Origin of the sequence: Pseudoalteromonas sp. P1-11, assembly GCF_001399995.1 — a bacterium.
Taxonomy (GTDB): domain Bacteria; phylum Pseudomonadota; class Gammaproteobacteria; order Enterobacterales; family Alteromonadaceae; genus Pseudoalteromonas; species Pseudoalteromonas atlantica.
The window spans coordinates 185,529-200,434 of the sequence record NZ_LJSP01000001.1 but is presented as its reverse complement, the minus strand read 5'-3'; the positions used below and the strand labels follow the sequence as shown (position 1 = coordinate 200,434).

At 42.2% G+C, this 14,906-nt stretch carries 13 protein-coding genes and 1 riboswitch; of the genes, 4 read left to right on the top strand and 9 right to left on the bottom strand.

The window, feature by feature from the left end; genetic code table 11:
- Window positions 1–11: 11 nt before the first annotated feature.
- The 6 genes from AN390_RS00890 to AN390_RS00865 all read right to left on the bottom strand — a co-directional run bounded on the left by AN390_RS00890 (window position 12) and on the right by AN390_RS00865 (window position 5,477).
- Window positions 12–803: a thiazole synthase gene (locus tag AN390_RS00890; RefSeq protein ID WP_055252717.1), complete on the bottom strand. Its 792-nt coding sequence runs from the start codon at window positions 801–803 to the stop codon at window positions 12–14.
- Between the two features lie 4 nt (window positions 804–807).
- The gene (gene thiS, locus AN390_RS00885; RefSeq protein WP_029774084.1) at window positions 808–1,002 is read right to left on the bottom strand and encodes a sulfur carrier protein ThiS; all 195 of its coding nucleotides are present in this window, start codon (window positions 1,000–1,002) and stop codon (window positions 808–810) included.
- A gap of 7 nt (window positions 1,003–1,009) precedes the next feature.
- Window positions 1,010–2,011, bottom strand: a complete 1,002-nt coding sequence (locus tag AN390_RS00880; RefSeq protein ID WP_055252896.1) for an FAD-dependent oxidoreductase — start codon at window positions 2,009–2,011, stop codon at window positions 1,010–1,012.
- A 55-nt stretch (window positions 2,012–2,066) separates the two neighbouring features.
- On the bottom strand, window positions 2,067–4,019 hold the full coding sequence (thiC, locus tag AN390_RS00875) for a phosphomethylpyrimidine synthase ThiC (RefSeq protein WP_055252716.1): 1,953 nt from the start codon (window positions 4,017–4,019) through the stop codon (window positions 2,067–2,069).
- A gap of 143 nt (window positions 4,020–4,162) precedes the next feature.
- Window positions 4,163–4,268: riboswitch (TPP riboswitch) on the bottom strand.
- A gap of 94 nt (window positions 4,269–4,362) precedes the next feature.
- Window positions 4,363–4,761, bottom strand: a complete 399-nt coding sequence (locus AN390_RS00870; protein WP_236695061.1) for an META domain-containing protein — start codon at window positions 4,759–4,761, stop codon at window positions 4,363–4,365.
- Window positions 4,762–5,072: 311 nt separating this feature from the next.
- Window positions 5,073–5,477 carry a thioesterase family protein gene (locus tag AN390_RS00865; RefSeq protein ID WP_004589047.1) on the bottom strand — a complete coding sequence of 135 codons (405 nt, stop codon included), beginning with the start codon at window positions 5,475–5,477 and terminating at the stop codon, window positions 5,073–5,075.
- Window positions 5,478–5,560: 83 nt separating this feature from the next.
- Here AN390_RS00865 and AN390_RS00860 point away from each other — a divergent pair, with 83 nt between their 5' ends.
- The gene (locus AN390_RS00860) at window positions 5,561–7,678 is read left to right on the top strand and encodes a TonB-dependent receptor (RefSeq protein ID WP_173644018.1); all 2,118 of its coding nucleotides are present in this window, start codon (window positions 5,561–5,563) and stop codon (window positions 7,676–7,678) included.
- 934 nt (window positions 7,679–8,612) lie between these two features.
- Here the strand turns inward: AN390_RS00860 and rpmG are convergent.
- The 3 genes from rpmG to radC all read right to left on the bottom strand — a co-directional run bounded on the left by rpmG (window position 8,613) and on the right by radC (window position 9,961).
- The gene (gene rpmG / locus AN390_RS00855; RefSeq protein ID WP_004587947.1) at window positions 8,613–8,768 is read right to left on the bottom strand and encodes a 50S ribosomal protein L33; all 156 of its coding nucleotides are present in this window, start codon (window positions 8,766–8,768) and stop codon (window positions 8,613–8,615) included.
- A gap of 11 nt (window positions 8,769–8,779) precedes the next feature.
- Window positions 8,780–9,016, bottom strand: coding sequence for a 50S ribosomal protein L28 (gene rpmB / locus AN390_RS00850; protein ID WP_004587946.1), 237 nt, complete (start codon window positions 9,014–9,016; stop codon window positions 8,780–8,782).
- Between the two features lie 270 nt (window positions 9,017–9,286).
- A complete protein-coding gene (gene radC / locus AN390_RS00845; RefSeq protein ID WP_024033348.1) occupies window positions 9,287–9,961 on the bottom strand; it encodes a DNA repair protein RadC in 675 nt (224 codons plus the stop codon).
- A gap of 144 nt (window positions 9,962–10,105) precedes the next feature.
- Here radC and coaBC point away from each other — a divergent pair, with 144 nt between their 5' ends.
- The 3 genes from coaBC to AN390_RS00830 all read left to right on the top strand — a co-directional run bounded on the left by coaBC (window position 10,106) and on the right by AN390_RS00830 (window position 14,902).
- Window positions 10,106–11,299, top strand: a complete 1,194-nt coding sequence (gene coaBC, locus AN390_RS00840; RefSeq protein ID WP_055252714.1) for a bifunctional phosphopantothenoylcysteine decarboxylase/phosphopantothenate--cysteine ligase CoaBC — start codon at window positions 10,106–10,108, stop codon at window positions 11,297–11,299.
- A 97-nt stretch (window positions 11,300–11,396) separates the two neighbouring features.
- Window positions 11,397–11,984 (top strand): nucleoid occlusion factor SlmA, encoded by a 588-nt coding sequence (gene slmA / locus AN390_RS00835; RefSeq protein WP_004587943.1) that lies wholly within the window; start codon window positions 11,397–11,399, stop codon window positions 11,982–11,984.
- A gap of 158 nt (window positions 11,985–12,142) precedes the next feature.
- On the top strand, window positions 12,143–14,902 hold the full coding sequence (locus tag AN390_RS00830; protein WP_055252713.1) for a prolyl oligopeptidase family serine peptidase: 2,760 nt from the start codon (window positions 12,143–12,145) through the stop codon (window positions 14,900–14,902).
- Window positions 14,903–14,906 lie beyond the last annotated feature (4 nt).

Sequence of the window (14,906 nt, the reverse complement as noted above, 5' to 3'; positions counted from 1 at the left end):
TCTTTATTTCCTTACTGCTGATGCCAAAACGGCATACCCATTGTGGGGGTTGAGGGGGCTGCTAAGTCTTTTTCAGGCATTGCTATGGCATTATACGCAAAGCGCCCTGCCTCTACCGCGGCTTTAAATGCACGGCTCATCGTAATTGGGCAGCCAGCCCCCGCTATCGCTGAATTTAATAATACCGCATCATACCCTAATTCAAGCGCTTGACAGGCATGCGAAGGCAAACCAAGCCCCGCATCTACAATTAATGTTGTGTTTGGTAAGCGCTCACGAATTGTTTTTAAATTATAACTATTTAAAAGCCCCTTACCGGTGCCAATAGGCGCGCCCCAAGGCATAAGCACCTCACACCCTAGCTCGTTTAAACGCTGGCAAAGAACTAAATCATCGGTGCAGTAGGGTAATACTTTAAAGCCATCATCAATTAATATTTTTGTGGCTTCTAACAATGCGAATGGGTCAGGTTGTAAGTTGTAGTCATCACCTATTAGTTCAAGCTTAATCCAATCGGTTGCAAAGACTTCACGGCACATTTTAGCAAGTGTTACGGCTTCTTTTACACTGTGGCACCCTGCGGTATTAGGCAGTATTTTAAGGCCGGTGTTTTTTATAAGCTGCCAAAAGTCATCCCCTGCGGCAGCGCTTTGCTGGCGCCTTAATGACACCGTTACTATTTGCGCGCCAGAGGCTTTTATAGACTCTTCCATCACCGCTGGAGAGGGGTAAAGCGCCGAGCCTATTAATAAACGGCTATTTAGTTGCTCGCCATAAATAGTTAAGCAATCGTTACCTTGCATAATGCTACCCACCTTGAATAGGCGATAACAATTCAATGCTATCCCCTTCGTTAATTGTGGTGCTGGCGTGCAGACTTTGTGGAATAAATTCGCCATTTAGTGCCACCGCGAATGGAGGCTTTGCACCAAAATTTTGTAATACATCAACAAGCATTGAGCTTTTAATAGTTAGCAGCTCACCATTAATTGTTATAGTCATTTATTACTCACCCTATTTGAGATAACGCATCAGCCACTAAGGCGGGTCCTAACATATAGCCATGACGATATAAGCCATTAATGCTAATTACGTTACCTGTTTTTAAAACCGCAGGGCGGTTATCGCTAAATGCGGGGCGTAACCCGCTTTGAATATTTAACAGCCGCGCTTCGGCAAACCCGCTGTGCACAGTGTAGGCCGCCGAAAGTAGCTCAAGCGTAGAGCGCACCGTTGCAGGGCCGCTATCATCAGACTCTATTTCAGTTGCACCAATTACATACTCATTATTAGGTTTTGGCGCTATATAAATTGGGTAGCGCGGGTGCATTAAACGCACTGGCCGCGTTAAATTCACCTCAGGTGCATGTAACCTAGCCACTTCACCGCGTACGCCTCTAAGGGGTTTATCGCCTTTAGCCCCTAAGCCACGACAATCAATAATGTAATCAAACGCGCGGTTATTCACCTCGCCGTTTTGAATGCTAACGCGTTGATTAAAAACAAACTTAACCTTACGTTTATTAAGCATGGTAAAGCTTGCTTTATAAAAGGCCTGGTTATCTATTTGCCCTTCGCAGGGTAAAAACACACCTTGGTTAAAACGATTAGCTAATTCGGGTTCTAACTGTGTTATTTGCTGAGCATTTAACGCCTGCGCGCTGTGCCCTGCTATAGGCTTAATACGCTGGCTAAAGCTTTGTAAGTCACCTTTATCTTGCTGGTGCGCCACGACCAGCGTGCCTTTTTGCTGATAAAAAACCTCGCCTTCAAGCTCGCTCACTATCTCTGGCCAGCGCTTGAGTGAATTTAGCCCCATGATTGCTAAATCCGTTTCACATAATACCGACTCAGCAAGCGGAGCAAGCATTGCCGCAGCCACTTTACCGGCACTATTTTGTGTGTGTTCGTCACTGGCTTCAAACACGGTTACATGATGCGACTTACTAAGCTCGAGGGCAGCTAAGCGCCCTGCTAAACCAAACCCCACAACAGCAATGTTGTAAAACATAAAACCTCCTTTTAATAAAAGGCTAGCAGCCATAAGCCGCTAACCTGTTATTGGCTTATATTGCTTTGTGGTAAATTTCTGAGCCCGTTTGTTTAAACTCTTCAGATTTCGCTTTCATTTGCGCTTCTACATCAACCATTTTGATCTCAATTGCATCACCAACATTGTTAGGATCGATCCCGCGTGATTCGAGATCTTTGGCGTAATCGCGTACCTCTTGGGTAATTTTCATTGAGCAAAATTTAGGGCCACACATAGAGCAAAAGTGCGCTACTTTGCCAGACTCTTGCGGTAGGGTTTCGTCGTGATATTCACGGGCACGTTCTGGGTCTAAACCAATGTTAAATTGATCGTGCCATCTAAATTCAAAGCGCGCTTTAGATAACGCATTATCGCGCTCTTGAGCGCCGGGGTGGCCTTTGGCTAAGTCGGCCGCATGCGCTGCAATTTTGTAGGTAATTAGGCCCTCTTTTACATCTTCTTTATTGGGCAAACCTAAATGCTCTTTTGGTGTTACATAACACAGCATGGCACAGCCGTACCACGCTATTTGTGCAGCGCCTATACCCGATGTTATATGGTCGTACCCTGGTGCTATATCAGTCGTTAATGGGCCTAATGTGTAAAAAGGCGCTTCGCCACAATGATCTAACTGCTCATCCATATTGGCTTTAATCATGTGCATTGGCACATGGCCTGGGCCTTCAATAAATACTTGTACATCGTGTTTCCACGCAATTTTTGTAAGCTCCCCTAACGTACGTAGCTCACTAAATTGCGCTTCGTCGTTGGCATCGGCAATCGAGCCTGGACGAAGGCCATCTCCGAGCGAAAAACACACATCGTATTGTTTTAAAATTTCGCAAATATCTTCAAAGTGCGTATATAAAAAGTTTTCTTTATGATGCGCTAAACACCACTTAGCCATAATTGAGCCACCACGCGATACAATGCCGGTTACTCGCTTTGCCGTCATTGGCACGTAACGCAGCAATACACCGGCATGAATAGTAAAGTAATCAACGCCCTGCTCGGCTTGTTCAATCAAGGTATCGCGAAATATCTCCCACGTTAGGTCTTCGGCCACTCCGTTTACTTTTTCAAGCGCTTGATAAATTGGTACAGTGCCAATGGGCACAGGCGAGTTACGTACTACCCATTCACGGGTTTCGTGAATGTAACGCCCGGTTGATAAATCCATTACGGTATCGGCACCCCAGCGGGTAGACCACACCATTTTTTCTACTTCTTCTTCGATTGATGAGCTTACCGATGAATTACCAATATTCGCGTTAACTTTAACTAAAAAGTTACGGCCAACTATCATGGGCTCGGTTTCGGGGTGGTTAATATTATTTGGTAAAATAGCGCGACCGCGGGCTATTTCGTCGCGTACAAATTCAGGGGTAATAAAATCGGGAATACTCGCCCCAAACGATTCGCCTTTATGCTGTGCTGCTAGCAGCTCTTCTCTAATTTGTGCACGGCCCATGTTTTCGCGTATGGCTACGTATTCCATTTCAGGGGTAATAATGCCTTGGCGAGCATAATGCATTTGCGTCACGTTTTTGCCTGCTTTACCACGGCGAATTTTAGGTAAATGATCAAAGCGAATATGATCAAGGCCGTCATCGGCCATACGTTGTTGAGCAAATTGCGAAGTGACTGAGTCGAGCACTTCGGTGTCGTTGCGCTCTTTTATCCACTGCTCACGAAATTTAGGTAACCCTTTACGTACGTCTAGCTCAAAGTTAGGGTCGGTATACGGGCCTGATGTATCGTAAACACGCAGTGGATCGTTTGGCTCATACACAGGGTTTTGCTCATCGCCACCAATAAACGTATCGCTTAATGTAATTTCGCGCATACCCACGCGTACACCGCTTTGGCTGCCCTCAACATACACTTTTTGTGAGCTTGGAAATGGCTGACCCGTTAAATTATAAATGTAATCTGACGCAGCAGCGCGCGTTTCTCGTCGTGTAGACTTATTTGTAGTGTTTGACATGACTTACCTCATTGCTAAAGGGTTGTCTTGTCAGATATTCCATAAGGAATAGAGAAAGATCGTAAAGCAGTGGTTACGCTGCTTTGCGGCCTAAAATGGCTAGTTATTTTGTTGTGCGCATAAAAAAAGACGCACAAGCGTCCCATTTTAGGCAGCTTGTTCCCTACGCAGGTTTTAACCTGATCAGGTTCACGGATCCCGCTTTCGCGATCTCAGCCTTAATTATTTAAGGCACTCCGACAAGTAAAATTATGTTCGTTGATTTGCTATTTTTATCAAATCAGCGTTGAGTGTACGCCAGTTAAAAATTGCCTGCAAGGGGCAGTTTTAAATACTCATGCCACTACTTTGCAATAAATAAAAAAGTTTGATCGCCCTGCATAACTAACTCTGAGCCTTGCATGGTAAGCGTTGCACCTTCTCGTAGCGCTTGTAAAAACTGCTGCTCTAGCTCATCAACGTCTGCTCCGCACGACTTACGCGTCATGCCAAGTTTATTAACGCTAATACTGCTGTCTTTAAGCTCGCCTTCACCAAAAAACTTATTACATCCTGCAAACCCGTTTACTTGCAACGCTTCAATAAAGCTCATTGATGCACTGTAAGAGGCCGGCACAGCTAAACCATCAACCTTTGATAGTTGCCATTGTGTGTACTTTAGCTGCTCAGTGGTCACCGTCCCTGTGGCTGTACAACCAATACATAAACCGATTAAAAGCATCGGTAGTGCTGCTAATTTCATGCTATTTCTAACTAAATATTTAATTACCGTAATAGTAACAATTTTTATGCGGTTTATCCGTTAAAAATGCATGTTTTAAATGTAAATTTTTGTTCTATGATAGTTTAGAGAGTGTTGAACTTTGCAGATTAAAACGTGTTCACAGTAAGGGGGCTTTAATCGCTTTGCTTGGTTTGTAACTTAGTAGGCTCGATAACAGCACCTAGGCTATCCACTATTTACGATAAGCAATCCCACTGCCTAGGCGCTGCTTTAAAACAAACTAGGTTAAATTTAGCCCCAAAGGTCACAGCCCCTAAAAATTATACCCGCTAATCTTGGGTGTAATTTTTAAATAAATTATCTATTTCGGGAGGTAAAAAAGGGCGCCCTTTTTCATTAACCGAAGTGCCTATAACCTTGGCTTGTAGCATTACTTTGTTGTCGTGTTTACGTACTAAGGTTTGCTTAAACGCAAACTTTATACGGCTTATACGCTCAGGTTCAACTGCTATATAAAATTCATCATCTGGTACAAGCGAATGTTTATAATCAACCTCACTGCGTATCACTACTAAGTTAACTTTTTGCTTTGCTAGCAGTGCAAAATCAACCCCATTTGCAAATAAAAACTCATGGCGAGCATGCTCTAAATAATTAAAGTACACACTGTTATTTACAATTCCTTGTAGGTCACATTCGTAATGGCGCACTTTAAAATCAACTTTAAAGGTCATATTAGTAATCCTGATTATTTAACGTATAATCGCTGCGTTATAACACAAGTATTAAAATAATTGCTACCATACGAGTCCCCAAAATGGAGTTAAGTAACCTAATGAACTTACGTTTGTCTTTAATTACTGCGGCGTTATTACCGCTAATTAGTACACCACTTATAGCAAACGCTGATGACAGCGACCTAGAACGAATTGTTGTTACAGGCGACTTTCAACGTGAAAGCATTCAAACATTAAGCGCTAGCGCTAGCCTATTTAGCAAAGATGAAATTAACCAACGTGGTGCAAGTTACTTAGACGAAATGCTAGGTAGTACAGCCAACGTAAACTTTACATCTGGTGCGTCTCGTGGTCGTTATATTCAAATTCGTGGAGTGGGACTTCGTTCACAATTTGTAGATCCAATTAACCCATCGGTTGGCTTAATTATTGACGGAATTAACTACTCGGGTTTAGGTGGCAGCTCATTATTATTTGATATAGACCAGGTAGAAATTTACCGCGGCCCACAAGGCACTCGCTTTGGTGCAGACGGCATGGCCGGTATGATCCAAATGGAATCAGCTCAGGCAACTGCCGATCCTAGCTTAAAATTACAAGTGGGTATGGGTACTTATAACTCGCGCGAAGCAGGCCTTGCAGCAAGTACTGGATTAACCGACGACACAAGTGCCCGCGTAAGCTACTTTCGCAGAAAATCAGATGGCTACGTAGATAACCTATATTTAAACGACGAAACTCAACAACAGGATGAGCAAGTAGCCCGCTTTAAATTAAACAGCCAACTTACTGAGCATTTAAACACAGAGTTAAACCTGCACTACATAGATATAAACAACGGTTACGATGCGTTCACGCTTGATAACAGCCGTAATAGTGTAGCCGACGAGCCAGGCCAAGATAATCAACAAAGCTACGCCATTGGTATTAATAATACCTACACAAGCTTTGATGCCTTTGATGTAAGTTTAAACCTTTCAGCCATTGATACAGAGCTACTTTACAGCTTTGATGAAGACTGGGTATGTAACGATGCAAGCGAGCCACAATTATGTGCAGCTGGCTTACACCCTTGGGGTTATAGCTCAACCGATATATACACGCGTGATCGCGATGATCAATCGGCTAATTTACAATTTAATTCTAAAACAGGTAACTGGGTTGCCGGTGCTTACTATCAAAACCGCGATGTAGATTTAGAGCGCGAATACACTTGGCTTGCAAGTCCATTTGCATCAACCTACGAAACCAGTAACGTAGCTGTTTACGGCCAAGTAGCCACACCTATCGGCCCTAAAACCACGCTCATTACCGGTTTACGTGTAGAGCAATACCAAGGTGATTACACCGACAGCAACGGCTTTATTGAAGAGACTGACGACGTAATGGTAGGCGGTAAAATAGCACTTGAATACCAAGTGATTGATCGCACTATGATCTACACCAGCATTACCCGTGGTTATAAAGCTGGCGGTATTAATTCAGAAGCATTAGCCAAAGCTAAAGATGAAGGCTTAAACCTAGATGCTGATTTTTTCCAGCAGCATACAAGCTTTGACCCAGAATACCTTTGGAGCGGCGAGTTTGGCGTTAAGGGTTCATCGCTTGATGATAAATTTACCCTGCGTTTAGCAGCATTTTATATGCACCGCGACAACATTCAGTTAAAAGCATGGCAAGTAGAAGGTCAGCAATTTACAGGCTACGTTGATAACGCAAGCTCTGGTAGCAACTACGGGCTAGAAGTTGAAGGTAGTTACCAACTTACCGAAGATTTATTCTTAACAGGTAGCGCCGGTTACTTAAACACAGAAATTGACGACTTTGTAACGCAATCCGGCTTAAATCAAGACGGTCGTGAGCAAGCGCAATCACCTAAATACCAATACTCATTTAGCGCACGTTACAACTTTACCAATGAGCTGTACGGTATGATTGGTGTTGAAGGTAAGGACGATTACTACTTCTCAGATAGCCATAATTCAAAAGCACCTAGCAGTAATTTAGTAAACCTAAGTTTAGGCTACGAAGCCGACATGTGGGCAGTGCGCGCATGGGCACGTAACGTATTTGACGAAGAAGTGCCAACCCGCGGCTTTGAGTTTGGTAACGACCCACTTGATGGCTATGCTACACACACCTACGTGCAATTAGGTGAGCCAAGAGTAGCGGGTATAACGTTTACGTTAGAGCTGTAATGACCCTTCTCGACTAAGGGCTTTACTTACGCTGTAATATGCGGCTCTTTTATTAAGTATGTAAAACCCTCATTATCTTCGATTTTGAGGGTTTTACCTTAGCAGAGCTTTTTAAGCACAAGAAAACTTATAACTTTTAGCACATTACTGTCATTTTAGTTAAGCCCTAACCTATACAAATATTCTTAAAAGCCATATATTATCTGTCAAACTTATAAATGTACTTTTAGCTGCGCACCCCGATTACTCACGTTAAACACTGTAATAGCATCGTAAGAAACAAACAGGGTATGTTACGGGTAAATAGACACCCTTGCGGTTTAGCACATGTTATAAAAGTTACAGAACATTATTCAATCCTCCTGTGTAACAGCTTAACTTTTGGTCTCGCACTTCCTTATATACCTAATTAGATAGATTAGAAATTGCACATAGTCTTAGGTAGAAAGTATGCAATACATAATCCACGCTTACCTTAGGCAACACTCTAAAATTAAAGGCCTATACCATTCTTTTCTTGCTCAGCGACAAGACAGGCGACTTTCTTAAGAAATCTGTGTGCGGTAACACATTGCAAGTCCATAGTGTGCAAAGAAGTTAAAAGTAAGCATGCTAAATATTTTATATCGAGTTAGCTTGCCTTTATGCGGGCTAAATATCCTAAGATGCTATCACTTCATTAAGCCATGTTCAGGGGAGGGTTAAAGATAATACAAAACAAGCGGAGCATTAATTACATCAATTCAGTGAGCTATAACGCCTCAAAACTTCGACGCTCGCCTTTTTAAGAACTAGTAAGCCATTAAAAACAAGAATACTTAAATTATATCTGTTGATTTAATAAAATATTTTAGGGGCTGTTTAATATTGAGAAGTGCTAAAAACAAAAAACCCAGCATAAGCTGGGTTTTTACAATTCTGAAAGAAAACTAAATTACTTGATTTTAGCTTCTTTGAAAATCACATGTTTACGAGCCTTAGGATCGAACTTTTTGATTTCCATCTTTTCAGGCATATTACGCTTGTTTTTGTCGGTAGTGTAGAAAAAACCAGTACCAGCAGTTGAAACTAAACGGATTTTATCGCGCATGATTCAGTTCCTTAAACTTTTTCGCCGCGAGCACGGATATCTGTAAGTACCGCGTCGATGCCTTTTTTATCGATAATACGCATACCTTTAGTAGTAGTGCGTAGTGTTACAAAACGTTTTTCACTTTCAACCCAAAAACGGTGTGTTTGTAGGTTAGGTAGGAAACGACGTCTAGTCGCGTTTCTCGCGTGTGAACGGTGATTACCAACCGTTGGACGCTTACCTGTAACTTGACATACTTTAGACATGTCTATATATCTCCAATAACTTCGCTCGAGCTTAATTTAACCTAAGGCCATGTATTTGTGCCCTAGATAAATCGAAGGGCGCTCTTTATACAGCTTTTACAGGCAAAGATCAAATACTGATCTATCCAACCAGCTCATATGTAAATTTGATAGCGGCTAATTATAAAGATCGAATGCCCTTAGGGAAAGTAAAAACTGCATTTAAATTAAACTAATTTGCTAAAACCGTCCAAACCGCTCATTTTTAACACACTTATTCATCAAGCAACCTTAAATCAAGCCTCGCTGTGCAAAAGAAACACACGTTTCTCCTCCTACAATGATGTGATCAAGCACATTTATGTCTACTAATTGCAGTGCTTGTTGTAATTTATTAGTGATAAGTTTGTCTGCTTGGCTTGGTTCGGCAATCCCGCTTGGGTGATTGTGTGCCAAAATAATGGCCGCAGCATTATTTTTTAAGGCCGCTTTTAGAACTTCTCTGGGGTAAACGCTGGCTGAGTTTATCGTGCCATAAAACAAAATTTCGTCTTTTACTAAACGGTTTTGGCTATCGAGATAAAGCACCATAAACACTTCTTGCTGTAGCCCACGCATTTGCAGCGTTAAATATTCATACACCGCATTTGGCGAATTAAACACCGCATCGCGCTGGCAACGCTCCTGCATGTAACGCTGACTCAGCTCGAGCACCGCTTGCAATTGCACATATTTTGCCATCCCTAACCCTTTTTGTGCACAAAACTCATCTTGGCTGGCGTTAAATAAATTATGCAATGTTTTGTTTTCGTTAAGCAGGTGCTGTGCAAGCTCAATCACATTCATACCGGGTAAGCCCGTACGCAAAAATATCGCTAATAACTCAGCATCGGTCAATGCTTTAGGGCCTTTTGCAATGAGTTTTTCGCGTGGGCGAAGTGAGTTAGGTAACGATGTTAATTGCATTATTCATCCTTGATGATTAAAAAACAGTCTTATAACTGTAATGCAATTTTTAAAATTAGCCTGATTATTTAAGTCTAAAAACTTAGCTCAAAGCACAAAGATTTGTTATTTTAGCCTGCATATACACTCAAGCAAAAAACACTCATGACTAACTTAACAAACAAAAAAATCGTACTTGGCATCACCGGCGGCATTGCGGCCTATAAATGTGCCGAGCTCGTTAGGCGCTTAAAAGAGGCAGGTTGCGAAGTAAAAGTAGTTATGAGCGAGTCAGCTAAACATTTTATAACCCCATTAACCATGCAAGCGGTGAGTGGTGAAATGGTGTCTGATTCATTACTTGACCCCTCAGCAGAGGCTGCAATGGGCCACATAGAATTTGCCAAATGGGCTGATTTAATTTTAGTCGCGCCTGCAACGAGTAATACCATTGCCAAAATGGCCTCAGGCATAGCCGATGATTTACTTACCACACTATTACTGGCAACCCCTGCTAAAGTGGCAATAGCCCCAGCAATGAACCAGCAAATGTATGCACACCCTGCAACACAAGCAAATTTAGCCACTTTAAAAGCACGTGACGTACTTATTTGGGGCCCAGGCAAAGGTGAGCAAGCCTGTGGCGATGTAGGTGCTGGGCGCATGCTAGAGCCGCATGAGCTTGTGGCTTTGTGCACTGCCACAGAGCAGCCGCAATTATTAGCAGGTAAAACCATTACAATTACGGCAGGGCCAACCCGCGAGCCGCTTGACCCTGTACGTTTTATTTCTAATCACAGCTCAGGAAAAATGGGCTTTGCCCTGGCTGAGGCCGCTTTAAAGCTTGGCGCTCATGTCAATTTAATTTCAGGGCCTGTCACTATCAAAGCCCCTGTTGGCGTTAATTTAATAAACATTGAAAGCGCTGAACAGCTATTAAATGAGTCATTAACCTATGCCCCACTCTCTGATGCTTTTATTGGCTGTGCAGCCGTAGCCGATTATAGAGCGGCTAATGTAGCAACTCAAAAAATGAAAAAACAAGGCGATGAGCTTACCCTCACCCTTGTTAAAAACCCCGATGTTATAGCCGCCGTGGCAAACTTAACGCAAAACCGCCCTTACACTGTGGGTTTTGCTGCTGAAACGCAAAATGTAGAGAGCTATGCAAAGGGTAAACTTAAAAATAAAAATCTCGATATGATCTGCGCTAACGATGTATCGCAAAGTGGTTTAGGGTTTAATTCAGATCACAATGCTTTAACACTTTACTGGCAAAATGAGCAGTTAGCACTGGCGATAAATAGTAAAAGACGCATTGCTCTTGAGGTAATTAAACAACTTGCCAAGCAACTATAAAGTGCTGGAAACAAACTGAATAAAACATTAACATAAGCCACTCATTTGAACAAAAAATGATTAGCAGCTAAAAATAACAAATAAAAAAGGAAGGTTCATGCCTGCGACAAAAAGAAGTAATCGCAAAGAGCAAATACTGCAAGCCCTCGCGCAAATGTTAGAAACCAGCCCAGGACAACGGATTACAACTGCAAAGCTTGCTGCTGAAGTGGGCGTGTCTGAAGCTGCGCTTTACCGTCACTTTCCAAGTAAAGCACGTATGTTTGAAGGCCTAATAGAGTTTATCGAAGACACGCTTTTATCGCGCATTAACCTTATTTTAGAAAACGAAAAAGAAAGCCAAACACGCGTTTATAATATTTTGTTGTTGCTACTAACGTTTGCAGAAAAAAACCCAGGTATTACACGCATACTTACCGGCGACGCCCTACAAGGCGAGCAAGAGCGTTTACGCGAACGTGTACAAGGGCTATTTGAAAAGCTAGAAACGCAATTTAAACAAGTACTGCGCGAGCGAAAACTTCGTGAAGGTAAAACCTTTCAAAGTGACGAACTCACCCTTGCTAACTTTTTACTAGCCTATGTTGAAGGTAAAATGAACCAGTTTGTGCGCAGCGACTTTAAAGTAAAACCAAGTTCGCAATTTGAAAAACAATGGCCAGAACTACAAAAAATTTGGTTATAACCTTACTTTATTATTTTACCGTTAGCGCTAGTTAATCGCGCTAACGTTTACCCTTTCATCCCTTTTCTTATACCGCTTATCTGATCCGCTCGAAATATAAACCAAACTCGCTACAATACTTATTACATTAAAAGTACTGTGAAAAACGAGAATCAATAATGAAAACAACGCTCACCTTTTTAAGCTCAGCACTGCTTGCAAGCTTAGCGAGCCCGGCTGCTTGGGCTCAAAAGCCGCTAGAATTTAAAGACGTATTCGATTTTAAGTACGCAAAAAACACCCAACTTTCAGATGATGGTAAAATCCTCAGCTTTAGCGCTAAACCCTACCGTGGCAATGCAAACGGGCAAGTTTATGACTTAACAACAAACACCCTTATTAGTACCGTAGAGCGCGGCACCAAGCCCGTTATTAACAAAGCGGCTAATTGGGTGGCATTTACACAAGTACCCAGCCTGCTTGAGCAAGAGACCAGCGAGAAAAAGTCATCACTTAAAAACAACCTCATTTTAGTCAATACCCAAACCGGCGAAAAACAGCAATTTGCCGACGTAAAAGACTATGTTTTAGGTAACAATGGCCAGTGGCTTGCTTATCGAGTTGATAAAAAAGCAGAAAAAGACACACCCACTGAAGATAACAGCGAAGAAAAAAGCGCTATCACACCAGATAAAAAAGATAAAAGCTTTGAGCTAGTAATAATAAACTTAAAAAACAGCACCACCCACAGCTTAAATAATGTATTTAGTTATGCGCTAAGCCCAAGTGGCGCACAGCTACTTGCCAGCCAAAGCTTTAGTGATGGCAACAACAATCAGCTTGTACTGCTTGAACTTAATAATAACTTTGCGCAAAGCGTATTAATTGATGAGCCAGGCGTGGTTGCACAATCAATTAGTTGGCACCCTGATAAAGAAATAGCCGCATTTAACCTCGGTAACTATGTAAACGATGATGAGCGTCGCAGACAATACTCTCTAAAGCTTTGGCAAAATAACACCCTTAGCACCATCGACTCCCCTAATAAAGAATGGGTTATAGGTAAAACAGCATCGATTAGCTGGTCTGAAAATGGCGAGCGCTTATATTTTGAAAACCACCCCAAACTGGCCGCTAAAATAAAAGCAAAAGAGTACACCGACGAAGCATCACTGTATGACTTTGACACGATTCGTGAACATAAAGCGCTAAACGTGTGGCACAACAACGATGCCCAAATAAAACCACGAGAAGAGCAACAGTGGAACAAGGTTAATAAAAACCGCCATTACAGCGCAGTTTTTCATTTAAAAAGCCAAAAAGCAGTACAACTAAGCAATGAAAAAGTCAGCGATTTAGCGCTTAACACTAATCGTAGCCAAAGTGTATTAGGCTACTCTAACCAAGCCCACCTAGAAAAAATTATGTACGGTGGCTTTTTTGCCGACTACTACAGCATAAACATTAATACCGGTGAGCAAACTCCCATTATTAAAAACTCACCGTTTACACCAAGCCTTGCACCTAATGGGCGCTATGCAGCGTACTTTGCACAAAGCCAAGTACAACTTAAAGATTTAAAAACCAACAAAGTTACCGCTCTTAGCAAAGCTATTAATGCCACGTTTGCCGATGACAAACACGACTATCCATCACCGCAACCTGGCTATGGGTTTGCCGGTTGGTTAAATAACAGCAGCCAAGTATTGGTTTATAGCAAATACGATATTTGGGCGTTTGATGTCAACACTCAACGCGCTGAGCGTTTAACTAATGGTAAACCAAGCAATACGCAATATCGCGTTATTAAGCTTGATAAAAACCAAGTAGGCTTTGCCCAAAACGATACATTACTTGTATCAGCCGTTAACTTACAATCAAAGCAACGTGAAGTAGCCAAGCTTGATTTAGCCTCACAAACGGTTACTAATGTACTGAGTGGCAAAAAACGTATTGATGTAGTTAAAAAAGCAAAACATGCCGATAAATACCTCTTTACCGAGCAAACTTATCATCAGTTTCCTGATTACTACCAAAGCGACTTTAGCTTTACAGCACCTAAAAAAGTCACCAACTTAAATCCACAAATGGCGGATTTTGCCTGGGGCGAAAAGCCAGAGCTAATTAGCTACAAAGGCTTTGATGGCGAAGACCTACAAGGGGTATTAATTAAACCTGCAGGCTACAAAAAAGGCGATAAAGTGCCCGTTGTTGTGTATTTTTACCGCTATATGAGCCAGCGCATGTATGACTTTCCTAAAATGGAGCTAAATCATCGTCCTAACTTCCCTATGTTTACCTCAAATGGTTATGCAATCTTTTTACCTGACATTCGCTTTGAAATAGGCCACCCAGGTAAATCGTCAACGCAAACCATGATCAACGCCACGCAAAAGCTTATAGACCTAGGCATAGCCGACCCAGATAAAATAGGCCTACAAGGGCATTCATGGGCAGGTTATCAAAGTGCGTTTATGATCACCCAAACAGATATGTTTAAAGCGGTTGTATCGGGCGCGCCGGTATCAAACATGACCAGTGCATACAGCGGCATACGTTTAAAGTCGGGCCTTGCGCGTCAATTTCAGTACGAAACAGGGCAAAGCCGCATAGGTAAAAATTTATTTGAAGCACCCGAGCTATACATCGAAAACTCACCAGTGTTTTTTGCCGATAAAGTAAATACCCCTATTTTAATTATGTTTGGGGATAAAGACGACGCAGTGCCTTGGCACGAAGGCGTGCAATATTACTTAGCCCTGCGCCGTGCGGGTAAAGACGCCACCTTTTTACAATACGAAGGTGAACCACATCATTTGAAAAAATTTCCTAACCAGGTCGATTTTTCAGTGCGTATGATGCAGTACTTTGACCATTACTTAAAAGGCAAGCCAGCCGCTAAGTGGATGACAGAAGGTGAACCGTTCGTTGAAGAGTAAAACC